This is a genomic window from Mycolicibacter arupensis (assembly GCF_002086515.1).
Classification (GTDB): Bacteria; Actinomycetota; Actinomycetes; order Mycobacteriales; family Mycobacteriaceae; genus Mycobacterium; species Mycobacterium arupense.
Genome location: NZ_MVHH01000019.1, coordinates 1 through 25,174 on the forward strand (window position 1 = coordinate 1; position 25,174 = coordinate 25,174).

A 25,174-nucleotide genomic window follows, 5' to 3' on the forward strand; every position below is an offset into this window, starting at 1 on the left:
CCATCGGAGGCCAACCACCGGTCACCCGACTGACCAACCTCCCTGGACATCACAGCTAGCGCCCTAGCGCGTGGGCGTCACCGAAGGTCATTTCGACCCGGCCCACGGTCGACGACATCATCGGCCGCTTCGGCAGGCCCAGTGCGGCCAGCTCACGCGCGTACGGATGGGTGCCCAGGCGCAGCTGGGTGCCGCCCAGCGCCCCGCGAACCTTCGAAACCCGCATCTCCCAAGGAGTTTGGCGGGTGACGCCGTCGAGGTGGCTGAATGCCTGCAGGACCCGCGGCCGGGAGGTGAACAGACTTGGCGCCGGCAGGCCACGACTGAACTCCATGGTGGCGATGTGTTGGCCGTCGGCGGCAACATCGAAGCCGAACTGCTCACCGTCGCGAACGGTGAAGTCCGCCAGGATCTTCGGGAATCCCCAGATGGTGCGTCCGGCTTCGAGGGTGAATTCCTGGTCGACGGGCAGGTGGTGGATGAACGCGCCGGCGGAACCCAGCGCTCGCCAGCCGCTTGCTTCGGTGCCCGGTGGGTTGACCATCACCGCGGTACCGAATTCCAGGTAGCGGCCCAGGTCGCCATCGATGTAGCGGGCCAGCATCAGATTGACCACCGCACGTCCCGGCTGCTGCTGGAAAACCTGCAGCCCGCTGTAGTCGATCATCTGCTGTGCGGCGTCCGCGGGAACCGAGAACATCGCGGAATGCACATCCGCGTGACGGATCCGGACGGGCATGGTAAGCACAGTGCCAGCGATGGTGTGCTGTGAAAGAGCCATGACTCCCACTGTAATCCGGAGGACGCCCATGACCGAGGTAATGGCCGATGCGATTCCCGCGACCAAGCCGGATGTCGATCTGACCGACGGCACGTTTTACGCCGACGGGGGCGCTCGCGGTGCCTACTCGTGGATGCGGGCCAACGAACCGGTGTTCCGGGATCGCAACGGGCTGGCGGCGGCGTCGACGTACCAGGCGGTGATCGACGCCGAACGTACCCCGGAGGTGTTCTCCAACGCCGGTGGCATTCGCCCGGACCAACCGGGATTTCCGTACATGATCGACATGGACGACCCCGCACACCTGTTGCGGCGCAAGCTGGTCAACGCCGGCTTTACCCGTAAGCGGGTACACGCCCAGCTGCCCTCCATCGAGACGCTGTGCGACACCCTGATCGACGCGGTGTGTGAGCGGGGCGAATGCGACTTCGTCCGCGACATCGCCGCCCCGCTGCCCATGGCGGTGATCGGCGACATGCTCGGGGTCCTGCCCGAACAGCGCGGCATGCTGTTGAAGTGGTCCGATGATCTGGTGTGCGGGCTGAGCTCGCATCTGGACCCGGAATCGGCCACCTTCCAGGCCGTGATGGAGGCTTTCAGCGCCTACACCGCGTTCACCATGGACCTGATCGGCAAGCGCCGCGCCGAGCCCGCCGATGACCTGTTCTCCATCCTGGTCAACGCCGAGGTGGACGGGCAGCGGATGACTGACGACGAGATCGTGTTCGAGACGCTGCTGATCCTGATCGGCGGAGACGAGACCACCCGCCACACGTTGTCCGGGGGCACCGCGCAGTTGCTGCGCCACCGCGATCAATGGGACATGCTGCAACGCGAACCCGACCGGCTGCCGGTGGCCATCGAGGAGATGCTGCGGTGGACCTCGCCGGTGAAGAACATGTGCCGCACGCTGACCCGCGACACCGAGTTCTACGGGACGGCTCTGCGCGAGGGCGAGAAGATGCTGCTGCTGTTCGAGTCGGCCAACTTCGACGAGTCGGTGTTCGAGGAGCCGCAGCGATTCGACATCACCCGAGACCCCAACAGCCACCTGGCATTCGGATTCGGCACGCACTTCTGCCTCGGCAACCAGCTGGCCCGCCTGGAGTTGCGGCTGATGACGCAGCGGATCCTGCAACGGCTGCCGGATCTGCGACTGGCGTCTGGTGACGCCTTGCCGTTGCGGCCGGCGAACTTCGTCAGCGGACTGGAGTCGATGCCGGTGGTGTTCACCCCGAGCAAGCCGGTGCTGGGATAGCCGTCCTATTCGCCGAGCGTGCAATCAGATCGAAAAATCAGCCGGATTATCGGCCTCAGGGCACGTTCGGCGGGCCCATGCGTCGCGTACTCGACCGATGATGCTGCCCGCGGTGTCCTCGCGGGTGATCCGTAGGTCGATCCAGCCGAGCCCGGTCACGGCCTCATGCCGGCGGATGTCCTTGGTGAATTGACGTTGACTGGTGCGGTGGTGGTCGCCCTCGTAGTCGAGGCCGACCTTGATGTCCTCCCACCCCATGTCCAACACAGCGACCAGTTGTCGCCAGGTGTCGAATACCGGGAGCTGGGTCTGCGGGGGCGGGAAACCAGCTCGAATCAGCAGGAGTCGCAACCATGTCTCGCGGGGTGACTCGGCACCGGCGTCGACGAGTTGCAGTGTCTTTCGAGCGCGCCGGATGCCGCGACGACCTGGATAGCGTCCGGCCAGCGCGTCGACGCCTTCTGGTGAGAGACGAGTCGCGCGAGCCAGTGCATCGATGGCTGCGACGGCCCTGGCGCTGGGATAGCGGCAGGCCAGGTCCAAGGCGGTGCGCTCGGGAGTGGTGACCCGCATCCCTTCGAGCAACTGAATCTCGTCGTCGGATATCCGATCGGACCACGTCGCCACGCCCCGAGGCGGTCGGCGGCAGTCATAGAGCAACTCGGCCGCGGCGCGGTCCTCGACCCACTTCGCGCCGTGCAGTGCGGCGGCGGACTGGCCGGCGATCACCCCGCGCCGGCGCGACCACAGCCACGCGGCCTTGGCTCGCAGCGCCGCGTCGAGCGGCGTGCCACGCGGTATGTAGACGTCGGGATGGACCGCGACGAATCGACTGCTCAGCGCGTACTTCGAGACCCGCTTTCCCGCGACGGCCTCGCTGCCGATAAAGGGCTCTGACATGCCGGGAGTCTGCCCGCGGGCACCGACAACGTCGCCCAGCTACGCCGAACGTGTACTCAGACCGAAATATTGCCCGAAAAGTCGGGCTGATTGCACGCTCGGCGAGCGACGGGAGGCGAGCGGCGGGAGCGGAACGACGCCGGCGTCAGTGCGCCCGCAGCGACTCGATGATCGCCGCGGTCGGTGAACTCCACGCCAAGCCCAGGTCGGCCAGTGTGGCCGAGTCATCGGTCGGAGTAGCCGAGGTCAGCAGCCAGGCCGCCTCGTAGCTCAGCGACTCAGGTAGTGGCAACAGCTTGCTGGCCAGGTCGCTGACGCGGCCGATGCCCTTGAAAACGCTGGGCGCGATGGGGATTCGCCGGACCGGCTTGCCCAGGCCCTGCTCCACCGCGGCGATCATCTCGGCGAAGCTCACCATGATCCCGCCGCACAGATACCGGTGCGGGCCGCGGCCGGGCCGCATCAGCGCCTCGTGCACCCGGCCGATGTCACGAACGTCGACCATCGCCATGCCGCCACGCACCACCGGCGCCACCCGATACTTCACGATCGGTGCCCAGCCCCGCTCGGTGACGCCCGGCGCGGTGTGAAAAGCAGGGCCTACGACGCTCGAAGGGTAGGTGACCACGACCGGGGCGCCTTCGTCCTGCAATCGCCGGGCCACCCGCTCGCCGTAGGCCTTGGTGCGGGCGTAGGCGCTGCGCCCGGGCACGGTCGGCGAGTCGGGGCCGATGATCCCGTTCGGTGGGGGGAACAGCGCACTGTAGGAGCTGACCGACACCACCGGGTCCAGGCCGGCGGCCGCGGCGCGGGTCAGGATGGCTTCAGTCGCGTGGGCGTTGATGTCCCACATGAGCTTTTCCATGCGGTCGTTGGTGCCGACCACCCCGGCCGCGTGCAGCACCGAGTCGCAGCCGTCCAGCAGCGCCGCCACCACCCCGGTGTCGCGGATGTCGCCGTCGAGCACCTCCACGGCGCCCAACTCGCGCAGCCGCGGAATCACGGGCTCATCGCCGCAACCCGGGGCGACCAGCAGCCGCACCGAGTGGCCGGCCTCCAGCAAAGCCTTGACGGTGTGGGCGCCGAGGTAGCCGGTACCGCCGGTGACTGCGACCCGCATCAGCGGTTCTTGAACTCCGGCTTGCGCTTCTCGGCAAACGCCCGGGGGCCTTCCTTGGCGTCCTCGCTCAGGAACACCTTGATGCCGATCTGGGTGTCGATCTTGAAGGCGTCGTTCTCGTGCAGGCCTTCGGTCTCGTGGATGGTGCGCAACATTGCCTGCACCGCCAGCGGACCGTTGTTGTTGATCTGCTCGGCGATCTCCAGCGCTTTGGTCAGCGCCTGGCCGTCTTCGACCAGGTGGCCGATCAAGCCCATCTCCAGCGCCTCGGCGGCGGTGATGTGGCGACCGGTAAAGAGCAGGTCACAGGCCATGGTGTAGGGAATCTGGCGAACCAGGCGCACCGCGGAGCCGCCCATGGGGTACAGGCTCCACTTGGCCTCGGAGATGCCGAACTTGGCGCTGCGGCCGGCGATGCGGATGTCGGTGCCCTGCAGGATCTCGGTGCCGCCGGCGATGGCCGGACCTTCGACCGCGGCGATCAACGGCTTGGTCAACCGCCGGCCCTTGAGCAGGCCGTCGATCCGCGACGGGTCGTAGCTGCCGTCTTTGAACGAGTCGCCCGGAGCCTTCTTGTTGGCCGCCTTGAGGTCCATGCCCGCGCAGAAATAACCTCCGGCGCCGGTCAGGATGCACGAGCGGATCTCGTCGTCGTTGTCGACGCGGTCCCACGCCTCGACCATGATGGCCAACATTTCGCCGGACAGGGCGTTGCGGGCCTCTGGCCGGTTCAGGGTCACGATCAGGGTGTGTCCCCGCTGTTCAACGAGGGCGTGGGGCTGCTCTGACGACTCGCTCACCGGCGTCCGCCTTTCCGGGTTGGAAGCTCGACTTGAAATCGAAATGTAACACGTTCTAGTTTGTGTGTTGTGGCCCTCAACATTGCTGACCTAGCTGAACACGCCATCGACGCCGTACCGGATCGGGTTGCCCTGATCTGTGGCACTGAACAGCTGACGTATGCGCAGCTTGAGGAGAAGGCCAATCGCCTGGCCCACTACCTCATCAGCCAGGGCGTCAAGAAGGACGACAAGGTCGGCCTGTACTGCCGCAACCGCAACGAGATCGTCGTTGCGATGCTCGGCATCGTCAAGGCCGGCGCCATCTTGGTCAACATCAACTTCCGCTACGTCGAGGGCGAACTGCGCTATCTGTTCGAGAACTCCGACATGGTCGCGTTGGTGCACGAACGCCAGTACTCCGACCGGGTCGCCAACGTGCTGCCGGACACGCCGAACGTCAAGACCGTCTTGGTGATCGAGGACGGCAGCGACCTGGACTACCAGCGCTACGGCGGCGTGGAGTTCGAGTCAGCATTGGCGCAGGGTTCCCCGGAGCGTGACTTCGGACCGCGCAGCGAAGACGACATCTACCTGCTCTACACCGGCGGGACCACGGGCTTCCCCAAGGGCGTGATGTGGCGCCACGAGGACATCTACCGGGTGCTCTTCGGCGGCACCGACTTCGCCACCGGCGAGCCGATCGCCGACGAGTACGGCCTGGCCAAGCAGGCCGTGGCCAACCCGCCGATGGTCCGCCACCCGATTCCCCCGATGATCCACGGAGCCACCCAGTCGGCGACCTGGATGTCGCTGTTCAGCGGCCAGACCGTGGTGCTGGCACCCGAATTCGACGCCGACGCGGTGTGGCGCACCATCCACGACCACAAGGTCAACCTGCTGTTCTTCACCGGCGACGCCATGGCGCGCCCGCTGCTGGACGCGCTGCTGGCCCACCAGGAGGCCGGCAACGAGTACGACTTGGCGTCGCTGTTCCTGCTGGCGTCCACCGCGGCACTGTTCAGCCCCAGCATCAAGGAACGGCTACTCGAGCTGCTGCCCAACCGGATCATCACCGACTCCATCGGTTCGTCGGAGACCGGTTTCGGCGGCACCAGTGTGGTGGCCAAGGGCGAGGCGCACACCGGCGGTCCCCGGGTCACCATCGACAAGAACACCGTGGTGCTCGACGAGGACGGCAACGAGGTCCAGCCCGGATCCAACGTGCGCGGCATCATCGCCAAGCGCGGCCACATCCCGGTCGGCTACTACAAGGACGAGAAGAAGACCGCCGAGACGTTCCGCACCATCAACGGGGTGCGGTACGCCATCCCGGGCGACTTCGCACAGGTCGAGGCCGACGGGTCGGTGACCATGCTGGGCCGCGGGTCGGTGTCGATCAACTCCGGAGGCGAGAAGATCTACCCCGAGGAGGTCGAGGCCGCCCTCAAAACCCACCCCGACGTCTTCGACGCTCTGGTGGTCGGGGTGCCCGATGCCCGTTACGGCCAGCACGTGGCCGCGGTGGTGCAGGCGCGTGGGGACGCACGGCCCTCGCTGGACGAGATCAACGCCTGCGCGCGCACCGAGATCGCCGGCTACAAGGTTCCCCGCAGCCTGTGGTTCGTCGACGAGGTGAAGCGCTCCCCGGCTGGCAAACCCGACTACCGCTGGGCCAAGGAGCAGACCGAGGCCCGTCCCGCCGATGAGGTGCACGCAAAGCATGTGGCGGCCGAGAGCTAGATTCGCCGGATCTTTTGCCGGTGAGCCGCTCCCAGCGAACCCGTGTCCGGGCTAGTCTCTTTCGATGCAGCGACTTTCGGGCGTCGACGCCGCGTTCTGGTCCGCGGAAACGGCGGGCTGGCACATGCACATCGGTGGGCTGGCGATCTGTGACACCACCAATGCGCCCAACTACAGCTTCGAGCGGGTCCGCCAGCTTCTGATCGAGCGGCTACCGCAGCTGCCGCAGCTGCGCTGGCGGGTCAGCCCTTCTCCGTTGGGGCTGGACCGCCCGTGGTTCGTTGAGGACGAGCACCTCGACATCGACTTCCATCTGCGCCGCATCGGCGTTCCCGCACCCGGCGGGCGGCGCGAGGTGGAAGAACTCGTGGGCCGGTTGATGTCCTACAAGCTGGACCGGTCCCGCCCGCTATGGGAGATGTGGGTGATCGAGGGCGTCAGCGGCGGTCGGGTCGCGACCCTGACCAAGATGCATCACGCGATCGTCGACGGGGTCTCTGGGGCAGGGCTCTTCGAGATCATGCTGGACGTCACGCCGGAGCCGCGGCCGCCGGAGCCGACTCCGATCGGGTCGTCGAACGGGGCCAGCATGCCCAGCTACGAGCGCCGTGTCCTCGAAGAGCTGGTCAACGTCGCCGTCAAGACGCCCTATCGGATAGGGCGCCTGTTGGAGCAGACCGTGCGCCAGCAGATCGCCACGGTGGGGCTGGGGCTGCCCCGCAAACCTCCGCGCTACTTCGACGCCCCGGTGACCCGGTTCAACGACAGCGTTTCGCCACATCGGCGGATCAGTGCCGCGCGCGTCGAGCTTGCCCGGATCAAGGCCGTCAAGGACGCCTACGGGGTCAAGCTCAACGACGTCGTGCTGGCCATGGTCGCCGGCGCCGTCCGCGACTATCTGCGCGAGCGTGACGAGCTGCCGGACAAGCCACTGGTGGCCCAGATCCCGGTGTCGACCCGCACCGAGGAGAGTCAGGGTGAAGTCGGCAACCAAGTCAGCTCGATGACCGTGTCCATGGCGACCGACATCGAGGGAGCCGCCCAGCGGCTCAAGACGATTCACGCCAGCACCCAAAGCGCCAAGCAGATGGCCAAGGCACTCTCGGCGCACCAGATCATGGGGCTGACCGACACCACCCCGCCCGGATTGCTGCAACTGGCGGCCCGCGCCTACACCGCGACCGGCCTGTCACATCGGCTGGCCCCGATCAACCTCGTGGTCTCCAACGTTCCGGGTCCGCCGATTCCGATCTACATGGCAGGCGCGGAACTGGAATCACTGGTGCCGCTCGGTCCGCCCGTGATGGACGTGGCGCTGAACATCACCTGCTTCTCCTACCGCGACCACCTCGACTTCGGATTCGTGACTACGCCGGAGATCGCCGAGGACATCCACAAGATGGCCGACGCTATCGAACCGGCGCTGGCGGAGTTGGAGCGCGACATCGATCGAGGCAAGAACCGGACCGGCCGGCGCTGAGCGCTACCGGCCCGGTAGCGCCTGCACCACCCGGATCATCGGGGTCAGCAGCTTCTGCCACACCGGAGCCGAGATCCCCAGCGGTGGGTCCAGATTCAGGACCCGCGCCGTGGAGACCGTCTGCGACTCGGTGTACTTGAGGATTCCGTCTGCGCCGTGCCGACGGCCCACGCCGGAAGCCTTCATGCCGCCCATCGGCGCGGCGACGCTGCCGAAGGCCAGCGCGTAGCCCTCATCGACGTTGACCGTCCCGGACTTGATGCGCGCGGCGATCGCCTCACCCTGGGACTTGGTGGCGGCCCACACGCTGGCGTTCAGCCCATACTCGGTGTCGTTGGCCCGTGCGATCGCCTCCTCGACGTTGTCGACGGGGTAGATGGAGACCACCGGCCCGAACGTCTCGTTGCGTGCGCACTCCATCTCGTCGGTCACGTCGGCCAGCACGGTCGGCTCGTAGAACAGCGGCCCGATGTCGGGGCGGGCATTGCCACCGGCAATCACCTTGGCGCCCTTGGCCTTGGCGTCGTCGACGTGGTTGGAGATGGTCTTGACCTGGTCTTCGGAGATCAGGCTGCCCATATCCGCGGTGAAGTCGTAGGCCGCCGAGAGCTTCATCGCGCGCACCTGCTCGGCGAACTTCGCCGCGAACTCCTCGGCGACGTCGCGCTCGACGTAGATGCGCTCGATCGAGATGCACAACTGTCCGGCGTTGGAGAAGCAGGCCCTGGTGGCAGCCTTGGCGACCTCGGACAGGTTGGCGCCCTTGGTGACGATCATCGGGTTCTTGCCGCCCAGCTCGGCGGAGAAGCCGATCAGCCGGGAACCGCACTGCTCGGCCAGGGTGCGACCGGTGGCGCTGGAGCCGGTGAACATCAGGTAGTCGCACTGCTGCACGATCGCGGTGCCGACCACCGACCCCGGCCCCGGCACCACCGCCAACAACTCACGCGGCAGGCCCGCCTGATACAGCAGCTCGGCGTTGGCCAGCGTGCAGTAGGGGGTCTGACTGTCCGGCTTGACCACCACCGCGTTGCCGGCCAGCAGCGCGGGGATGGCGTCGGAGATCGACAGGGTCATCGGGTAGTTCCACGGTGCGATCACGCCCACCACGCCCTTGGGGTGGTGGTTGATCACGGTCTTGACGATGCCGGGCAGCAGCCCGGGGACTCGCTTGGGGGCCAGCAACTTGGTGGCCTGGCGCGCGTAGTACCGCGCGTTGAGCATGATGTCGAGAATCTCTTCCTGGGCCGCCGAACGCGCCTTGCCGGTCTCGGCCTGGCAGACGTCCATCAGGAAGTCCCGGTTGGCGATCACCAGGTCGCGGTAACGCTCGATGATCGCGCTGCGCTCCTTGACGCTGCGCGCCGCCCACGTGCGCTGGGCCGTACGGGCCTTGGTGAATGCCGCCGTCACATCCTCGGCGGTGCCGACCGGGATGGTGGTCAGTGGCTTGCCGGTGAAGACCTCGTCGATGGTCTTGGACTGCCGAGCGTCGATGTCGTCGATGGCGGACAGCTGGCGCAGCCGGTCGAAGTCGGCGGCGGATGGGGCAGGCATGGGTATCTCCTACTCGCGGGTAACACGGCGTTAGCCGCCAACCTACCCGGCGCAGCGGCCGCCCGGTAGCTCGGCGGCATGGGCGCTGAGCCACTGGGTGAGCTGGTTGAGTGCCGCAGTCCCGGATCCGAAACTGCCGTCCTTGGGTTCGGCGGCCAAGGCCACGGCCAGATCGCCCGCCGGTGCGTGCACGATGCCGAACTGCCGCACCAGGTACCCGCCACCGGCGCCGGGTCCCCAGCCGCCCTTGCTGGGGACGTTGAGCCCGGCCAGCCCCCAGCGCTGGTCGGGCACGGTGTTGCGCATCAAGCTGTAGACGGGCGCAGCGACGGCCATGCAGGGCAGGTGGGCGGCGAACACCGCTTGGCGGGCCAGCGGCCACTGGGTCTGACCGAAGGCGCTGAACTCGGGACGCAGCCGCCGGGATTCGACCGCGGTGCCGGTGTCCCCGCCGGCCCGCAGGACGGCCTGCACCTGCTGGGCGGCCTGAGGCGCCGGCCCCAGCGATGCCCACAACTGCTCGGCGGCGTCGTTGTCGGATGCTGTCACGGCCTTAGCCGCCAGCTCCTGGGCGTTCGGGCGGTTGGCGTGCAGCGCCGCGATCGCCAGCGGGACCTTGATGGTCGACCAGGCCACGCCGTTCTGCAGCGATCCGAGGGTGGCCACCTGGTTCTGGCCGACCGGGGCATAGGCGATGCCGACGTTGGCTCCGATGGTGTTGGCCAGCTGCGCGAAGCTGGCCTGGAGCGGTTCCGCGGAGGCGGGCGAGGCCAGGGCCAGGGGTAAGGCCAGGGCGGCGGCCAGGATTGCGACGAGCATGCGGCGGGCGGCAGGCATTGACTCATATTGCCCGCGGTGGGCGACGAAAGGGGATGACCATTGGCCGTGTCGAACCGGCCAATCCCCGGGATTGTTCGACCAGAGCGGTCCGTGGCAGCCGCTGAATGCCGGGCTCAGCACGGGCGAGTGGGGCACCGGAGGTGTAACAATTCTCGTTAAACCGTACAATCGTCTGTTTTCGGCTATCTTTTCATCATGAAAGCAGCGCTCGGTGCAGCAGCGGCCCTGATCTTCTCGGCTATCGGCATGGCGCCGACCGTCCTGGCGCAGCCGGATCTGCACTTCTTCGTATCCCCGAGCGGAAACATCGCGTGCCTGGTAGGCCCCGACTGGGTCCGGTGCGACATCCAAGAACGTGATTGGTCGCCGCCGCCGCGGCCGTCGGATTGTTACAGTCAGACCGGGTACGGGCAGGGCATCCAAATCGAGGCTCACGGTAAGGCCGAGTTCGTCTGTGCCGGAGACACCACGTTCGGCGGGGACGCGCGAACCCTCAACTACGGCGAACGTGACAGTTCAACGACACATCTGTGCACCAGTGAGAAGTCCGGGATCAGGTGCGAGAACCGGGACGACCACGGGTTCGTGATTTCCCGCGAGTCTTACGAACTGTTCTGACAGGCATTTTCAGCGCTGCGCCAGTGCCTTCATGTCGGGTGCCAGCACGTCGGTCAGCGATGACCATGGCACGGTGATGACCGGCGAGCCGTGTCCGAACTGATAGTCGGCAAAGTGGATCTGGATGCCCTCGGCGGTAGGAATCCAGTTCGCGAAGTTTTCCGCGATCGGGCGGTTGCCCGGTTCGTCGGACATCGGCTCGCCGCCGCCGTAGGTGGTCGGCCAGATCCGTTTGGTCTGCTCGGAGAATCGATTGAGGCCGTCTTGTTCGGTGATGAACAGGTCGCTCAAAGTGATCGGTTTGGCATTCCGACTGTCGATGACGACAGTGCTCACATAGTTGGTCGGATGGGCCGCGTCTTTGGCGTAGTAGACGCCGGTGAGAACCTGGGCGATCGCGATGGGGCGAAAGGTCAATGCCGACTGAATCTCAAGCCGCCAAGGCGAACTGGTGTCCGCGTCCGCACGCACTTGATCGATCTGATAGCGCGCCGATGCGTTGCCGGCTTTGTTGAACGACTCGGCCACCCGGGGATCGCCGCCCGATATCCGGCCGACTTCCGCGCGCCAGTGGCCCCGGCCGTCGGCGGTCGCTCCCTCGATTGGGGCGACCGTGACGGTGTAACTCTTCCCGTTGGAGATCTGCGAATCCGTGTGGGTCACCGGCGATGGGCTTGCGGAAGTCAGGGTTGTCGATGTGACAACGAGCTGATGTCCCATGGAGACAGACGACTCGGTGTTCCCGCAGCAAGCCGTCGGCATCGACAGTGCGGCCACGAAAGTCGCGGCCAAGAGTGTCCTGCGGGTCTGAGGTATGCGGTGTCCGGTGAGCTGGTGAAGGGGCACCCGTAGATCATCGCACCGGCGCCGGAAGGTGGTACGCGGTTTTTGCTGATCGCGGCTGCATGCGGGCGCGAACGGATATCGCGCAGAATCTCCACGTCGCCGGGTGTGGTTCTGTCATCGTGGACGCCAAACCGTGATCGAGGAGCGGGCCATGTACATACGTCGCAGTTTGACCATGCTGCGCGCGGTCCGCGGGGCGGTGTTGATTTGCGTCCTGCTGGGGTTGTTCGTCACGGCGCTGCCTTTTGTGTCCAGTGCGGCCTTGGGGCCGCTGATGCAAGCCGTCGCCGCCGCCGGGATGAATGGGGACCTCTCCGATGTATGGGGGCAACAGGGTTCGTTGCTCAGCCGTGACGGCGGTTTGGCCTCCGGTCTTGTCGGATGGCTGACGAAGCCGCTGAATTTCATGGTGCTGCTGAGCATTTGGTCGGGCGCATTGGTGCTGGCGCAAGCGCTGGGCTTCGTCAACGCGTGGATCGGTGCGCATGTCGAGCGCAAGCTGCTGGCTGCGATCCTGCAGCGTGTTCACGACCACGTTCAATCGCTGTCCCTGGACTTCTTCGTCGGTGCGCGCAGCGGTGTCCTGATTCAGCGTGTGCAACTGGAGGCGCCGTGCGTCCAGCGGCTGTTGACCGATTGCGTTGTCCCACCGCTTGTCGACGCAGTGGTCTTGGTGGTCGCGCTCGGATACCTTCTCGCGTTGTCCTGGCCGATGACGGTGGTGTCGCTGGTTCTGGCCCCGCTCGCGCTCATGGCCCTTCGTTACGCGGGCGGCAGGCTCCAGGTGGTGACGCAACGAGCGATGATGGCAAATCGCGAGATGAGTGGCGAACTCGCCGAGACGGCCAGTGGTATCTCGGAGATTCAGGTGTTCAACGCCCAGCGTCGCCGCAGTGAGACGTTCGGCGAATCGGCGATGGCCGCGACGAAGAACATGGCCGCGATGCGGGTCTGGATGCAGGCATCGACCAACGGTGTCCAGGTCTTCATCGCGCTGAGCACGGTGCTGGTGCTGGTGAGCGGGATCGCGTGGGGCGACCGGTTCGGTCTGAGCTTCGCGGGCCTGGTGGTGTTCATCGCGTATGTGCCGACGATGTTTGCAGCTGTGCAGCGAATGGTATTGGCGTATACGACCTATCAGTCGATCCTGCCCCACGTCGCATCGACCTACGAACTGCTCGACACCGAGCCCACGGTGCGGGAACTCCCTAATGCTGCCGCGTTGCCCAGCATCAGGGGCGACGTCGTATTCGAAGATGTTTCCTTCAGCTATTCGCCGCAACAGAAGGTTCTGAATGGGTTGTCCTTCTCGATCGCGGCAGGAGAGACGGTGGCGCTGGTCGGACCGATCGGATCAGGAAAATCGACCGTCTTCAATCTACTGCTGCGTTTCCTTGAACCGCAGAGCGGCCGGATTCTGCTGGACGGCAACGATATCCGTCAGGTGACATTGCACTCGCTGCGAGAACAGGTGTCCAAACTCGCGCAGTTCCCGTTCTATCTAAAGGACACGATTCGACAGAACGTGCGGTTGGGCAGGCGCGATGCCAGCGACAGTGAGGTCGAAGATGCCTGCCGATCGGCCCATATCCATGCGGTGATCGTCGATCCGGCCAAGGTTCGCGACGGCTATGACACCGTCATGGACCTCGAGGTGCCGTCGGGAGGGCAGAAGCGGCTGATCGCCTTCGCGCGGTGTCTGCTTCGCCGGCCGCAGGTCCTGCTCCTCGACGAGCCGACGGAGAACCTGGATGCCGATCAGCGATCCCGCGTAACCGCCGTGATCCGGGAATACGCGGATACCCGCACCTGTCTGGTGATCAGCCACGACATGGACTTCATCGCGGCCGTGGCCGACCGGATCATCGTGTTGAACCACGGCAGAGCCGCCGAACAGGGCACTCACGCGGAGTTGATGAATCGTGGCGGCCTGTACACGCGGCTCTGCGCTGCCGACAACGCGGACTCGGCACTACTCGATCGCAGCGCTCCGGGCTGAGAAGACGACCCGCTCGCGAGGAGCCCTGCCCGATTGATCGGTGCGACGAGGCTTCCGGAGCGACCGCTCAGCCGCGCGGTGGCAGCGGTGCCGCGGTGTCGGGGGTGTCGAGATGCCGCTGGTACCAGCCCATGTAGCCGTAGCCCGTGCTGCTGTCCGACAGGTAATTCCCGCTGCCCTGAGTGGTGGCGCGGACATCCCCTACGTGCACGACCTGCGGGGGTGAGTAGTTGCGCATCCGGGAACCTCCAAAGAGTCGTCACACGCCAGCTGGCCTCCGAAAGTGTACTTGATGCCAGCGAGCGAGACATGGCGTTTCGGCGAATCAGGGCGCAGCGCCGGTCAGCAGGGCAGGAGCGCCCACGTGGTGTAGGTGGCGCAGCCAGACCTCGATCTGGATTGCCGTGTAGAACTGCGTGACGGCGCCCACACGCCCGGGTGCGGGCAGCGCCGCGGTCCAGGCGTCGGCATCGGCATAGCCGCGCTCCACGATCTGGGGCCGTTCGGCCAGGAATTCCCGCCATTGGGGATGGCGTTCGAAGCCGTGCAGCATCGCCTCGTCCGCGATCGGTTTCGACCGCCGCCGAAGTACCTGTTCGCTGACCAGCCCCGCGAAGGCGTACCGCTGCACCGCTCGATCGATACGGGGATCCACCGCGATGTTCCACGGGGTGGCCAGTGCCAAGTCGACCAAGGGTGGCGCCAGCAGCGGATGCCGCAATTCGAATGTGGCCGAAGGGAACTGGTGGCGGCTTCGGGCGAACTCCAGGCCGCGTAGCACGTTCTCCACGACGGCCTGACCGTGGACCGTCTGCGCTCGGATCGGCGTGGTGAACTCGGCGCGGCGTTGCAGCCCGTGACCCTCGACGTACTCTCGGCGCAGCCACGGTGCCGCTTCGGTAATGCGCGCAGACGGTTGCAGCGTCAGGGTCCGACCGCGTCGCCACCGGCGCCGTCCTTCGAGGGCCGCGCGACGCAGCCAGAACGTGGCGGGTCGGCCCAGCCCGGACTCGGCACTCCACCGCAGCGCCTCGCGCCACAGGTGTACCGGCTGTCCGTTACGCAGTAAGTCGGCCAGGTACCAGGGCAGCAGGCCCGCGAAGAACACCGCGTCGCCGCCCTCGCCGGTGAGCAGAGTCGACACGCCCAACTCCCGCGCGACGGCCTCCTCGGCCGCGCTCGGGGCCCAGTTGATGATCCGGCGCGTGGGTGCAGGTAGGAAGATGCCCAATTCCGGCCCGGCGGTGAAGGTGCCGTGTTCGGTGGCGTCGATGGGATGCCACGGTGCCGGACTCGTTTCCAGCGCCGCCCTCATCCACGACGACTCGTCGCTGCCGGGGAATCCGGGATGAGTGAAGCTGAGCGCGGCCACCGGCGCCAGACCGGTGGCCGCGGCTAATACCGTCGAGGTGTCCAGGCCGCCCGACAACTCGACCGCTTGGGTGCCGTCGGGCGACAATGCTCCTGCGACGGCACGTTTAACGGTGTCGCGCAACAGTTCCTGATGGCCGTCGAATGTCTCGTGGACAGGATCGGTCGACGGTCGCCATCCGCCGCGCAGCCGGGGGCGGCCGGTGTGACAGGTAGCGAACTGGCCCACCTGCAGCCGTCGAATGCCGCGGTACGGGGTGCGCGGGCCCAGATGCATTCCGGTGCTGAACATGTCGGCCAGATACTCTTCGTCCAACTCTCGCCAGGCCCCGGTTTCGCGGACCAGTGCTGCCAAGTCGGTGGACACCACGGTTGCGTTCGGCCTAACGGCGTAGTAGAGGGGCCGCAGGCCCATGCGATCGCCGACCAGCACGGCATCGGGGCCGTTCACGATGACAACCGCGTATTCGCCGATGATGCGCTCGGCGGTGTTGGCCTGCCAGCGCCGGAGTCCGGCTTCCACGATCCGGCCGAAGGACGCCGAGGGGGCAAGATTCAACTCGGCGCGCAACCGCGCCGGGTTCGCCAGGTAGCCGTGAAACCAGACCGCGGTTTCGCCGACCGGCTCGTGCTGCGGCCAGCCCTGTATCGGTGCCCCCACCGTGGTGGGCAGCGACACCAGGAATCCCTGCAGGGCTGGTTGCGTCATGCCCGCTGGATAACGGTGAAGCGGTGCAGGACGGAGGCACTCTCCTTGAGCGCTACGCCGTCCAACTCCACCCAGGCATGGGCTTCGAAGGGGTACAGCGCCACGCCGATCACATGCTGGGCCGGCCAGCCGGCTGCGCGAAGAAAGCTGGTCAGGGCGAGCGAGCGCGGTAGACAGTCCAGCGGCGCCTGGCGGGCGGGATAGAGGCCCTCGGCGGTGAAAAAGCGCGCTGTTGCCAGCTGCACGTCAGTCCGCGGCTCGGTGGGGTCGGCGACGGGTTGGGTGCGCTTGTGGTAGGCGGAAGCGAAACCCTTTCGCAGGTCGCGGTCCGCGGCGGCTCGTTCGGTCAAGGCGCGCATGATCGTTGGCCTGCGTCGCCGTGCCCGGACGCCGGCATGCGGCGTGGCGGGCTGCGGCGCGCGGACCAGTCGGCCGGCGGCCAACTGTGATGCGGCGAAGTCGGCGGTGTCGGCCGCCACGGTGGCCGCAGGCACTCCATAGTTGTCGGCGAGGGCGGCGATGTCGCGCTGTTTCGGTGGCCGGGTGAGTTGGGCCCACATGGCGGTGCCGATCTCATCCACCACGTCGTAGACACCGGTGGAGAGGTCCAGCAGTACCAATCGGTCGGCTACCTGCGCGCAGCGCAGGGTCGGAGCGGGGGCCAGTTGTGGCGGTGCGGAGGGTCCAGGATTCGGCACTGTGTTGGGCGACTGTCGGATGATGGGCCAAAGAGGCGGCGGCAGCCGCCCAGTGGTCCATTTGTACGCCCAAATCTCCGAAAAGGTGGGGGAATGCCGAATCCGGATCTCGGGAGTACGGCGTTGTCGGCGGCGTCTTGACGCTGATCGGCCAAGCGGGCGCGACTTCGCCAGGTGGCGAGCAACACCTCGACGCGACGGCACCGGAAGGGGGAATCTGCTACTTGCGGCCCGTGAACTGTGGTCATGGTGATAGGAGTGGCTGCATCACTTGGTGCCGCCGCGGCCGACGGGGCCGATGACGCCGCGAAGAGGGAGCGAACCATGCATCCGATGAGGTCGATGGGCGCTGCCGGCTGGGCCCTTGTGGTTGCTGGGACGGTGCTGGCCGCCACGGTGCCAATCGCCGGCGTGGCAGCCGCCGACGGGCCGGTCGGGTTGGCCAGTCGGCTGGGCGATTTCTGTCTGGATGCCCCGAGCGCGAACTATTTCGCCGCGGTGGTGGTCAACCCCTGCGATGGTTCGGACACCCAGCGCTGGTTTCTCAATGGCAGGCAGCTGCAGAACGTGGCCTTCCCCGGGGGATGCCTGATCAATCCGGCGGGTGATGGTGTGTTCGCGCACCTCGGACCCTGTATCGGACTGTGGAACCAGAACTGGAATCTCGATCCCAATGGCCACGTCAAAAATGACCCGGGCTGGTACTGCCTCACTGTCCTCGGCGGACCGGGGCCGGGGACGTGGGTCTCCACCCGCTACTGCGGCGACGACCCGAGCCAAGGCTGGGACGTCATCTCCTGATTGGGCCGGCAGGAGCTGGGACGAGCGGCTATCGGGAGATCCGATACACCGGATCGGTGCACTCGGTGCCCTCGGCGGACAGCACCCGCTTGAGCACTTTGAACGTCTCGGTGCGCGGCAACTCCCCGGCCACCCGCACATAAGACGGCCACTGCTTGGGTCCCAGATCGGGCTGCTCAGCCAGGAAAGCGCGGAAGTCGTCGGCGTCGAACGACGTTCCCCGGGCCAGCACCAGCGCGGCCATCACCTGATCGCCCACCGCGGGGTCCGGGACCGGATAGACCGCGACCTGAGCGACGGCGTTGTGGCGCAGCAGGATCCGCTCGATCGGTGCGGTACCGAGGTTCTCCCCGTCCACCCGCATCCAGTCGCCGAGCCGGCCGGCGAAGTAGGCGTAGCCGGCCTCGTCGCGGTAGGCCAGGTCGCCGGAGTGATACATCCCCCCGGCCATCCGCTGCGCCTCGGCCTCGGGATCGCGGTAGTAACCCCGAAACTGGCCGCGGCCACTGGCGTTCACCAGCTCGCCGACCACGCCCGGCAGGCACTCTTCACCCGTCTCGACATCGATGATGGTGTTGCCGTCGGTCAGCGGCCCCAGCGCCCCGGGCGGAGTGTCCGGGGTGCGCCCGATCGCGACCCCGCCCTCGGTCGAGCCGAAGGCGTCGATCACGGTGCACCCGAACCGGGTCGCGAAGCGCTCCAGGTCTCGTGGGGCGCCCTCGTTGCCGTAGAGCAGTCGTAACGGGTTGTCGGCATCGTCGGGCTGCGCCGGCGTGGCCAGCACATACGACAGCGGTTTGCCCACGTAGTTGGCGTAGGTCGCCCCGAATCGGCGCACATCGGGAATGAATCCAGAGGCGGAAAATTTGCGGCGCAACGCGATTGACGCACCGGCGGCCACCGCCACCGACCAGCCCGCCATCACCGCGTTGGAGTGGAACAGCGGCATCGACAGATAGCAGACGTCGGCGGCCCCCAGTCCGAATCGTTGCGAGAGCATCACCCCGGGGAATGCCGCCTTCCACTGGGTGCAGCGCACCGCCTTCGGGTCACCGCTGGTGCCCGAGGTGAAGATCAGCATGAACAGCTCGTCGGGGTCGGCCTGCCGGAAGCTCACCGGGGTGTCGGCAACACCGGCCAATTCCGATTGCCACGAGGGTGATTCGACATCGATCATGCCCGGAACCGAGACGTCGGCAGTGTTGTCGGCCAGCACCAGTTGGCAATCCGCGTGCGCCACGTCGCGCTCCAGGGCGGCGCCCCGGCGGGTGGGATTCAGGCCCACCGGCACGATGCCGGTCAGTGCCGCCGCCACCAGCATGGTCGAGAAGAACGGTGTATTGCCCAGCAGCACACCGACATGTGGCGGCTTTGCCGGATCGATCCGAGCCTGCAGCGCGGCCCCCAAACGGGCGCCGGCAGCGAGGTGATCTCGCCAGCTGACAAAGGTGTCCTCGTAGAAGACGCCGCGGTCGTCTACCTCGGCCAGGCGGCTCAGCAGTGCTGTGACGGTGGAAGGTTCGTCGATTTCGGCGGGTGCTGACATGGTGATCAGATTAGTGTTGGAATAGAGCGGTGACTGATTCGCAGGCCTTGAACGCCGTAGACGCCATAGCAGCCCTGAAACACATCGCCGACGTCGATGCCATCAAACAGGTCAAGTACCGCTACATGCGGGCCTTGGACACCAAACACTGGGACGACTTCGAAGCCACCCTGTCCGACGACGTCACTGCCGCCTACGGCCAGTCGATGGGCAACAAGCACACGTTCACCGGCCGTGCGGAGCTGGTCGAGTTCATGCGGAACTCCCTTCCCGGCAACGTCATCACCGAGCACCGGGTGAACCATCCCGAGATCACCCTCACGGGCCCGGACACCGCAACGGGCATCTGGTACCTGCAGGATCGGGTGATCGTTCCCGACGTCAACCTGATGCTGATCGGGGCAGGTTTCTACCACGACACGTACTGCCGCACCGCCGACGGCTGGAAGTTCAGCCACACCGGCTACGACCGGACCTACGACGCCACCGTGGCCCTGACGGATCTGCCAGGTTTCAAGGTGACCTTCGGGGATGCGCTGAACCGCTAGAACTTTCCTACGCAGCCCACTATGCGGGCGTGTCGGCCAGTTCGCGGCCGATCGTCAGCAACGCTCCGGTGGCGCCGCCAAGCGCGAACTCGGTTTGCTTGGCGGCCAGGAAGTATCGGTGGATCGGGTGGTCGATGTCGATGCCCACTCCGCCGTGAATGTGGACGATGCTGTGGGCCACCCGGTGGCCGGCCTCGGCCGCCCAGAACGCGGCGGTGGCCACCTGGGTGGTGGCGGGCAGGCCTTCGCTGACTCGCCACGCCGCCTGGGTCAGCGTGAGCCGCAGTCCCTTGACATCGATGTAGCCGTCGGCCAACCGCTGCGACACCGCCTGGAAGCTTCCGATCGGCTTGTCGAACTGCTCGCGCTCACGGGCGTACTGGGCGGTCAGGGCCAGGCCGCGCTCGAGCACGCCCAGCTGGTAGGCGCTGTGGCCCAGCGCTGCCACGCTGATCAGGTGGTCGAGCACCTCAGCGCCGCCCACGAGGCGGTCCGCCGCAAGATCGGTCCCTGACAGCTCCAGGTGGCCGACGCTGCCCCGGCCCGTGGTGGCCAGTGCGGTCACCGTGACGCCAGGGTCGGACGCGGCCACCAAGAAGACCGCTGGGCCGGAATCGGTTTCGGTCGCCACCAGGAAGGCATCGGCGACGGAGGCGAAACCGACCTGGGTGCGGGTGCCGGTGAGGCGATACCCGTCACCGGCGGCGGCCGCCCGGACCGGGCCTTCGCCCATGTCGCCGTCGAGGGCCACGGTGAGGATCTTGTCGCCGGCGACGGCCGGGGCACCCCAGGCCTGCTGCAGATCGGCCGAGCCGAACTTGGCCAGCGTCTCGGCGGCCAGCACCACCGACTCCAGGTAGGGCACCGCGGCCAACTGGCGACCCAGCGCGGTCAGGATCGCGGTCTGCTCCAGCACGCCGAACCCGCCGCCGCCCAGCGACTCGTTCGCCGCGCTGGACACCACGTCGGCGTCGATCAGCTTGCGCCACAGCTCGGTGTCGAAGCGCTCCGGCAGCCCGTCCAGCTCACGCTGGTGATCGGGCGTGCACACCGCGTCCACGATGGTGCCGACCAGGCCCGAAAGGTCGTCAGATGCTTCGGTAGTGGTGAAGTCCATGAGTACTTGCCTCCAAAGTCTTTGGGGTCGTCAGGTCAGCGGTTACGGGGCAGGCCCAGGGCAACCATGCCGATGATGTCGCGCTGCACCTCGTTGGTGCCGCCGCCGAAGGTGAGGATCAAGCACGCCCGGTGCATCCGCTCCACCCGGCCGCGCAGCAGCGCGCCGGGGGAGTCCTGGCGCACGGTGGCCGCGGTGCCGAGCACCTCCATCAGCAGTCGGTAGGCCTCGGTCGCCAGTTCGGTACCGAAAACCTTTGCCGCCGAGGCGTCCGCCGGGGACGGGGCTGCCTTATCGGTGGAGGCCAGCTCCCAGTTGATCAGCTTGAGGACCTCAGCCTTGGCCAACACCTTGGCCAGGTTGAGCTGCACCCACTGCGAATCGATGATCCGGTTGCCTTGGGCGTCCTTGGTGTTCTGCGCCCACTCGCGGACCTCTTCGAGGGCCACCAGGATCGGCTGCGCCGAGACCAGGGCAACCCGCTCGTGGTTGAGCTGGTTGGTCACCAGCTTCCAGCCGGCATGCTCTTCGCCGACCAGGCTGGTGACCGGCACTCGCACGTCCTGGTAGTAGGTGGCGCTGGTGTCCGGACCGGCCATGGTGTGCACCGGGGTCCAGGAGAAGCCCTCGGCCGTGGTCGGCACGATCAGCATCGAGATGCCGCGGTGCTTCTTGGCCTCCGGGTTGGTCCGCGCGGCCAGCCACACGTAATCGGCGTAGGCGATCAACGACGTCCACATCTTCTGGCCGTTGATCACGTACTCGTCGCCGTCACGCACCGCGGTGGTGCGCAGCGAGGCCAGGTCCGTGCCGGCGCCCGGCTCGGAATAGCCGATCGCGAAGTGCAGCTCGCCGGCGGCGATCTTGGGCAGGAAGAACTTCTTCTGCTCTTCGGTGCCGAACGCCATGATGGTCGGGGCCACGCTGTTGATGGTCAGGAACGGCACCGGGGCGCCGGCGATGGCGGCCTCGTCGGTGAAGATCAGCTGCTCCATCGGAGAACGCGCCTGGCCGCCGTACTCCGTGGGCCAGCTCAGGGTCAGCCAACCGTCCTTGCCCATCTGGGCCACGGTCTCGCGGTAGACGTTGCCGGTGCCGTACTCACCCTGCGTCGAGCTCAGGGCCTCGCGGCGCTCCGGCGTCATCAGCGTGGTGAAGTAGGACCTCAGTTCGCTGCGCAGCTCTTCTTGGGCCGGCGTATAGCTGATCTGCATCGGGGGAGTCCTTCGCGGGTGATCGGTGTCACGATAAGATTCGGTTCGACAGCCCGTTGTAACACGTTCTAGTCCCGGGGTCCAACGGCCCTAGCGGGTCGTGCGGGCAAGCTGTCGGATCGTATGGTGACACTAGTGGACGACGACGGCCGGAAAAGCTCGGTCGGCGCAGGGCTTTTACAGGAGATGTCATGCGAGTTGAGGTAGATCTGGATCGGTGCGAGGGCAACGCGATTTGCGTCGGAATCGACCCCGACCTGTTCGATCTGAACGACGACGAGCAGGCAGAGGTCAAACTCGCCCCCGTCCCGGCCGACCGGGAAGCTCACGCCGAGCAGGCCATCGCTGAGTGCCCGCGCGCCGCGTTGCGCCGCGTCGAGGACTAAGCCCGCCCCGGGCAACGACTAGAGGTATTCATAACCGCCGACGACCACGAGGTACGCCGGCGAGATATAAGGAGCGGCGTAGATGACTGACAACGCGATCGATCTGACCGGCAAGGTCGCAGTGGTGACCGGCGCGGCCGCCGGTCTGGGACGTGCGGAGGCGATCGGGCTGGCCCGGTCCGGAGCCACTGTCGTCGTCAACGACATCGCTCCGGCGCTGGAATCCTCTGACGTCATCGACGAGATCGCCGCGGCAGGCGGCAAGGGTGTGCCGGTGGCCGGCGACATCAGCCAGCGGTCCACCGCCGACGAGCTCATCAGCACCGCCGACGGCCTGGGCGGGCTCAACATCGTGGTGAACAACGCCGGTATCACCCGTGACCGGATGCTGTTCAACATGTCCGACGAGGACTTCGACGCGGTGATCGCGGTACACCTGCGGGGGCACTTCCTGCTGACCCGCAACGCGGCGGCCTACTGGCGGCAGAAGTCCAAGGAGTCCGACGCCGGCATCTACGGCCGCATCGTCAACACCTCCTCGGAGGCTGGACTGATGGGCCCGGTCGGCCAGGCCAACTACGGCGCGGCCAAGGCGGGCATCACCGCACTGACGCTCTCGGCGAGCCGGGCGCTGAGTCGCTACGGCGTCACCGCCAACGCGATCTGCCCGCGGGCCCGTACCGCGATGACCGCTGAGGTGTTCGGCGCCGCTCCCGATGCTGATTCCGGGGACGTCGACCCGTTGTCGCCTGAGCACGTCGTGACACTCGTCCGGTTCCTGGCCTCACCGGCCTCGGCGGCGGTGAGCGGTCAGGTGTTCGTCGTCTACGGACCCGAGGTGACGCTGATGGCTGCGCCCACCGTGGAACGCAAGTTCAGCGCCGACGGACAGGCGTGGGACCCGGCGGGACTGTCGGACACGCTGGCAAATTACTTCGCCGGGCGCGACCCGGCCCGGACCTTCTCCGCCTCAGAGTTGATGGCCGGGGCTTAATCGCAACTAGAACGTGTTACAGCGAGGCGTGGGTCACACTGGCTCATGACCAGGCAAAATAGCTGTGGAATCGGTGTAAACATGTTCTTTGACACTGCGAACGCGTTCTAGTTAGTATGGTCCAGCTCACGTTGGTCGACGATCGAATTACGCGAATGACGTCGGCTCTCGGAGGTTGGCGGATACAGTTTTGCGACCACACACCCCGGAATCCTGACCTGAGGGAAGGACACGCCTTGATCGAACAGCTCACGGTTCCGGCTCGGGCCGTGGGCGGTTTCGTCGAGATGTCGCTGGAGACGTTTCGGGCCATGTTCCGCCGGCCGTTCCAGGGGCGCGAGTTCCTCGACCAGACCTGGATGATCGCGCGCGTCTCGCTGCTGCCGACGGTGCTGGTGGCGATCCCGTTCACCGTGCTGGTGGCGTTCACCCTCAACATCCTGCTGCGCGAGATCGGCGCCGCCGACTTGTCCGGCGCCGGAACGGCGTTCGGCACCATCACCCAGCTGGGCCCGGTGGTCACCGTGCTCGTGGTGGCCGGCGCCGGCGCGACCGCGATCTGTGCGGATCTGGGGGCGCGAACCATTCGCGAAGAGATCGACGCCATGCGCGTGCTCGGCATCGACCCGATCCAGCGGTTGGTGGTGCCCCGGGCCCTGGCGTCGACCTTCGTGGCACTGATGCTCAACGGCCTGGTGTGCGCGATCGGCCTGGTGGGCGGCTACGTGTTCTCCGTCTTCCTGCAGGGCGTCAACCCCGGCGCCTTCATCAACGGGCTCACCGTGCTCACCGGGCTCGGTGAACTGGTGATGGCCGAGATCAAGGCGCTGCTGTTCGGTACCGCCGCCGGCCTGATCGGCTGTTACCGCGGGCTCACCGCCAAGGGCGGACCTCAGGGCGTGGGCAACGCTGTCAACGAAACCGTTGTCTACGCCTTTATTTGTCTGTTCGTCATCAACGTGGTCATGACCGCGATCAGCGTCCGGGTGTTGGTCAAATGAGTTACGACGCCACGTTGCGTTTCCGGCGCTTGTTCCGCGGCGTGCCCAAGGCCGTCGACAACTTCGGTGAGCAGGCACTGTTCTACGCCGAATCGATCCGCTACGTCCCCAACGCGCTGACCCGGTACCGCAAGGAGACCATCCGGCTGATCGCCGAGATCACCATGGGCACCGGCGCGCTGGCCATCATCGGCGGCACCGTCGGAGTGGCGACCTTCCTCACCCTGGCCTCCGGCGGAGTGATCGCGGTCCAGGGCTTCTCCTCGCTGGGCAATATCGGTATCGAGGCGTTGACCGGCTTCCTGTCCGCCTTCCTCAACGTGCGGATCGTCGCACCCGTGGTGGCCGGTATCGCACTGGCTGCCACGATCGGCGCCGGCACCACCGCCCAGCTGGGCGCCATGCGGGTCGCCGAGGAGATCGACGCCGTCGAATCGATGGCCGTGCACGCCATTTCCTACCTGGTGTCCACTCGCCTGGTGGCCGGACTGATCGCGATCATCCCGCTGTATTCACTGTCGGTGCTGGCCGCGTTCTTTGCTGCGCGGTCCACCACGGTGTTCATCAACGCCCAGTCGCCAGGCCTGTATGACCACTACTTCGACACGTTCCTGATCCCCACCGACCTGCTGTGGTCATTCCTGCAGGCCATCATCATGTCGGTCGCGGTGATGCTGGTGCACACCAATTACGGCTTCAACGCTGCCGGCGGGCCCGTCGGGGTGGGTATCGCTGTCGGTCAGGCCGTGCGTACCTCGCTGGTGGTCGTCGTGGTCATCACGCTGTTCGTTTCACTCGCCGTGTACGGCGGGTCCGGTAACTTCAATCTTTCGGGCTAGCAGGGGATATACACGTGCAAACGGGATCG

The 25,174-nt window shown here is 66.5% G+C and carries 24 protein-coding genes; 11 read left to right on the top strand and 13 right to left on the bottom strand.

Annotated features, from left to right (window positions below; genetic code table 11):
• Positions 1-55: 55 nt before the first annotated feature.
• Positions 56-781, bottom strand: a complete 726-nt coding sequence (locus BST15_RS11000) for an acetoacetate decarboxylase family protein (RefSeq protein WP_046188429.1) — start codon at positions 779-781, stop codon at positions 56-58.
• Between the two features lie 28 nt (positions 782-809).
• Here BST15_RS11000 and BST15_RS11005 point away from each other — a divergent pair, with 28 nt between their 5' ends.
• Positions 810-2,039, top strand: a complete 1,230-nt coding sequence (locus tag BST15_RS11005) for a cytochrome P450 (protein ID WP_109370733.1) — start codon at positions 810-812, stop codon at positions 2,037-2,039.
• Positions 2,040-2,063: 24 nt separating this feature from the next.
• Here the strand turns inward: BST15_RS11005 and BST15_RS11010 are convergent, their stop codons facing one another.
• The 3 genes from BST15_RS11010 to BST15_RS11020 form a co-directional block, all read right to left on the bottom strand.
• On the bottom strand, positions 2,064-2,939 hold the full coding sequence (locus tag BST15_RS11010; RefSeq protein ID WP_046188388.1) for a hypothetical protein: 876 nt from the start codon (positions 2,937-2,939) through the stop codon (positions 2,064-2,066).
• A gap of 145 nt (positions 2,940-3,084) precedes the next feature.
• On the bottom strand, positions 3,085-4,059 hold the full coding sequence (locus tag BST15_RS11015; RefSeq protein WP_046188389.1) for an NAD-dependent epimerase/dehydratase family protein: 975 nt from the start codon (positions 4,057-4,059) through the stop codon (positions 3,085-3,087).
• Positions 4,059-4,859, bottom strand: a complete 801-nt coding sequence (locus BST15_RS11020; protein WP_046188390.1) for a crotonase/enoyl-CoA hydratase family protein — start codon at positions 4,857-4,859, stop codon at positions 4,059-4,061. Before BST15_RS11020 ends, BST15_RS11015 begins: the two co-directional genes overlap by 1 nt.
• Positions 4,860-4,928: 69 nt before the next feature.
• Between BST15_RS11020 and BST15_RS11025 the strand changes: the two genes are divergently transcribed.
• Together BST15_RS11025 and BST15_RS11030 are read left to right on the top strand one after the other, a co-directional pair.
• A complete protein-coding gene (locus tag BST15_RS11025) occupies positions 4,929-6,581 on the top strand; it encodes an acyl-CoA synthetase (protein ID WP_046188391.1) in 1,653 nt (550 codons plus the stop codon).
• Between the two features lie 64 nt (positions 6,582-6,645).
• Positions 6,646-8,061 carry a WS/DGAT/MGAT family O-acyltransferase gene (locus tag BST15_RS11030; RefSeq protein ID WP_046188392.1) on the top strand — a complete coding sequence of 472 codons (1,416 nt, stop codon included), beginning with the start codon at positions 6,646-6,648 and terminating at the stop codon, positions 8,059-8,061.
• 3 nt (positions 8,062-8,064) lie between these two features.
• On the opposite strand, the gene BST15_RS11035 is transcribed toward BST15_RS11030, so the two are convergent.
• Positions 8,065-9,618 carry a succinic semialdehyde dehydrogenase gene (locus BST15_RS11035; protein ID WP_046188393.1) on the bottom strand — a complete coding sequence of 518 codons (1,554 nt, stop codon included), beginning with the start codon at positions 9,616-9,618 and terminating at the stop codon, positions 8,065-8,067.
• Positions 9,619-9,660: 42 nt separating this feature from the next.
• On the bottom strand, positions 9,661-10,455 hold the full coding sequence (locus BST15_RS11040) for a serine hydrolase (RefSeq protein WP_231384168.1): 795 nt from the start codon (positions 10,453-10,455) through the stop codon (positions 9,661-9,663).
• Between the two features lie 198 nt (positions 10,456-10,653).
• On the opposite strand from BST15_RS11040, the gene BST15_RS11045 reads away from it, so the two are divergent.
• Positions 10,654-11,076 carry a DUF6636 domain-containing protein gene (locus BST15_RS11045; protein WP_024442216.1) on the top strand — a complete coding sequence of 141 codons (423 nt, stop codon included), beginning with the start codon at positions 10,654-10,656 and terminating at the stop codon, positions 11,074-11,076.
• A 9-nt stretch (positions 11,077-11,085) separates the two neighbouring features.
• Here BST15_RS11045 and BST15_RS11050 read toward each other — a convergent pair whose 3' ends face one another.
• On the bottom strand, positions 11,086-11,853 hold the full coding sequence (locus tag BST15_RS11050) for an RsiV family protein (protein ID WP_234808418.1): 768 nt from the start codon (positions 11,851-11,853) through the stop codon (positions 11,086-11,088).
• A 202-nt stretch (positions 11,854-12,055) separates the two neighbouring features.
• Here BST15_RS11050 and BST15_RS11055 point away from each other — a divergent pair, with 202 nt between their 5' ends.
• Positions 12,056-13,921 (top strand): ABC transporter ATP-binding protein, encoded by a 1,866-nt coding sequence (locus BST15_RS11055; protein ID WP_234708228.1) that lies wholly within the window; start codon positions 12,056-12,058, stop codon positions 13,919-13,921.
• Between the two features lie 67 nt (positions 13,922-13,988).
• Here BST15_RS11055 and BST15_RS21320 read toward each other — a convergent pair whose 3' ends face one another.
• From BST15_RS21320 to BST15_RS11065, 3 genes are all read right to left on the bottom strand, one after another.
• Positions 13,989-14,159, bottom strand: coding sequence for a lasso RiPP family leader peptide-containing protein (locus BST15_RS21320; protein WP_109370734.1), 171 nt, complete (start codon positions 14,157-14,159; stop codon positions 13,989-13,991).
• A gap of 87 nt (positions 14,160-14,246) precedes the next feature.
• Positions 14,247-16,001 carry an asparagine synthase-related protein gene (locus tag BST15_RS11060; protein WP_024442219.1) on the bottom strand — a complete coding sequence of 585 codons (1,755 nt, stop codon included), beginning with the start codon at positions 15,999-16,001 and terminating at the stop codon, positions 14,247-14,249.
• A complete protein-coding gene (locus BST15_RS11065; protein WP_131701180.1) occupies positions 15,998-16,699 on the bottom strand; it encodes a lasso peptide biosynthesis B2 protein in 702 nt (233 codons plus the stop codon). The genes BST15_RS11060 and BST15_RS11065 overlap by 4 nt, the downstream gene beginning before the upstream one ends.
• Positions 16,700-17,023: 324 nt before the next feature.
• Between BST15_RS11065 and BST15_RS11070 the strand changes: the two genes are divergently transcribed.
• Positions 17,024-17,500 carry an Rv1419 family lectin gene (locus BST15_RS11070; protein ID WP_046188432.1) on the top strand — a complete coding sequence of 159 codons (477 nt, stop codon included), beginning with the start codon at positions 17,024-17,026 and terminating at the stop codon, positions 17,498-17,500.
• A 28-nt stretch (positions 17,501-17,528) separates the two neighbouring features.
• On the opposite strand, the gene fadD17 is transcribed toward BST15_RS11070, so the two are convergent.
• A complete protein-coding gene (gene fadD17 / locus BST15_RS11075) occupies positions 17,529-19,046 on the bottom strand; it encodes a long-chain-fatty-acid--CoA ligase FadD17 (protein ID WP_046188394.1) in 1,518 nt (505 codons plus the stop codon).
• Positions 19,047-19,075: 29 nt separating this feature from the next.
• Here fadD17 and BST15_RS11080 point away from each other — a divergent pair, with 29 nt between their 5' ends.
• On the top strand, positions 19,076-19,594 hold the full coding sequence (locus BST15_RS11080; protein WP_409366525.1) for a nuclear transport factor 2 family protein: 519 nt from the start codon (positions 19,076-19,078) through the stop codon (positions 19,592-19,594).
• Between the two features lie 19 nt (positions 19,595-19,613).
• Here BST15_RS11080 and BST15_RS11085 read toward each other — a convergent pair whose 3' ends face one another.
• Together BST15_RS11085 and BST15_RS11090 are read right to left on the bottom strand one after the other, a co-directional pair.
• Positions 19,614-20,711: an acyl-CoA dehydrogenase family protein gene (locus BST15_RS11085; RefSeq protein ID WP_046188395.1), complete on the bottom strand. Its 1,098-nt coding sequence runs from the start codon at positions 20,709-20,711 to the stop codon at positions 19,614-19,616.
• Positions 20,712-20,746: 35 nt separating this feature from the next.
• A complete protein-coding gene (locus tag BST15_RS11090) occupies positions 20,747-21,925 on the bottom strand; it encodes an acyl-CoA dehydrogenase family protein (RefSeq protein WP_046188396.1) in 1,179 nt (392 codons plus the stop codon).
• 191 nt (positions 21,926-22,116) lie between these two features.
• Between BST15_RS11090 and BST15_RS11095 the strand changes: the two genes are divergently transcribed.
• From BST15_RS11095 to BST15_RS11110, 4 genes are all read left to right on the top strand, one after another.
• Entirely contained in the window at positions 22,117-22,311 is a 195-nt protein-coding gene (locus BST15_RS11095) for a ferredoxin (protein ID WP_046188397.1), read from the top strand.
• Positions 22,312-22,393: 82 nt separating this feature from the next.
• On the top strand, positions 22,394-23,305 hold the full coding sequence (locus tag BST15_RS11100) for a 3-oxoacyl-ACP reductase (protein ID WP_046188398.1): 912 nt from the start codon (positions 22,394-22,396) through the stop codon (positions 23,303-23,305).
• Positions 23,306-23,541: 236 nt separating this feature from the next.
• Positions 23,542-24,306, top strand: coding sequence for an MlaE family ABC transporter permease (locus BST15_RS11105; protein WP_046188434.1), 765 nt, complete (start codon positions 23,542-23,544; stop codon positions 24,304-24,306).
• Entirely contained in the window at positions 24,303-25,145 is an 843-nt protein-coding gene (locus BST15_RS11110) for an MlaE family ABC transporter permease (RefSeq protein ID WP_046188399.1), read from the top strand. Before BST15_RS11105 ends, BST15_RS11110 begins: the two co-directional genes overlap by 4 nt.
• Positions 25,146-25,174 lie beyond the last annotated feature (29 nt).

Excerpts from the sequence above, each read along its gene's own strand:
- BST15_RS11000 (WP_046188429.1), bottom strand. The coding sequence starts at position 781 with ATGGCTCTTTCACAGCACACCATCGCTGGCACTGTGCTTACCATGCCC.
- BST15_RS11005 (WP_109370733.1), top strand. The coding sequence starts at position 810 with ATGACCGAGGTAATGGCCGATGCGATTCCCGCGACCAAGCCGGATGTC.
- BST15_RS11010 (WP_046188388.1), bottom strand. The coding sequence starts at position 2,939 with ATGTCAGAGCCCTTTATCGGCAGCGAGGCCGTCGCGGGAAAGCGGGTC.
- BST15_RS11015 (WP_046188389.1), bottom strand. The coding sequence starts at position 4,059 with ATGCGGGTCGCAGTCACCGGCGGTACCGGCTACCTCGGCGCCCACACC.
- BST15_RS11030 (WP_046188392.1), top strand. The coding sequence starts at position 6,646 with ATGCAGCGACTTTCGGGCGTCGACGCCGCGTTCTGGTCCGCGGAAACG.
- BST15_RS11035 (WP_046188393.1), bottom strand. The coding sequence starts at position 9,618 with ATGCCTGCCCCATCCGCCGCCGACTTCGACCGGCTGCGCCAGCTGTCC.
- BST15_RS11040 (WP_231384168.1), bottom strand. The coding sequence starts at position 10,455 with ATGCCTGCCGCCCGCCGCATGCTCGTCGCAATCCTGGCCGCCGCCCTG.
- BST15_RS11045 (WP_024442216.1), top strand. The coding sequence starts at position 10,654 with ATGAAAGCAGCGCTCGGTGCAGCAGCGGCCCTGATCTTCTCGGCTATC.
- BST15_RS21320 (WP_109370734.1), bottom strand. The coding sequence starts at position 14,159 with ATGCGCAACTACTCACCCCCGCAGGTCGTGCACGTAGGGGATGTCCGC.
- BST15_RS11060 (WP_024442219.1), bottom strand. The coding sequence starts at position 16,001 with ATGACGCAACCAGCCCTGCAGGGATTCCTGGTGTCGCTGCCCACCACG.
- BST15_RS11070 (WP_046188432.1), top strand. The coding sequence starts at position 17,024 with ATGCATCCGATGAGGTCGATGGGCGCTGCCGGCTGGGCCCTTGTGGTT.
- fadD17 (WP_046188394.1), bottom strand. The coding sequence starts at position 19,046 with ATGTCAGCACCCGCCGAAATCGACGAACCTTCCACCGTCACAGCACTG.
- BST15_RS11085 (WP_046188395.1), bottom strand. The coding sequence starts at position 20,711 with ATGGACTTCACCACTACCGAAGCATCTGACGACCTTTCGGGCCTGGTC.
- BST15_RS11090 (WP_046188396.1), bottom strand. The coding sequence starts at position 21,925 with ATGCAGATCAGCTATACGCCGGCCCAAGAAGAGCTGCGCAGCGAACTG.
- BST15_RS11095 (WP_046188397.1), top strand. The coding sequence starts at position 22,117 with ATGCGAGTTGAGGTAGATCTGGATCGGTGCGAGGGCAACGCGATTTGC.
- BST15_RS11100 (WP_046188398.1), top strand. The coding sequence starts at position 22,394 with ATGACTGACAACGCGATCGATCTGACCGGCAAGGTCGCAGTGGTGACC.
- BST15_RS11110 (WP_046188399.1), top strand. The coding sequence starts at position 24,303 with ATGAGTTACGACGCCACGTTGCGTTTCCGGCGCTTGTTCCGCGGCGTG.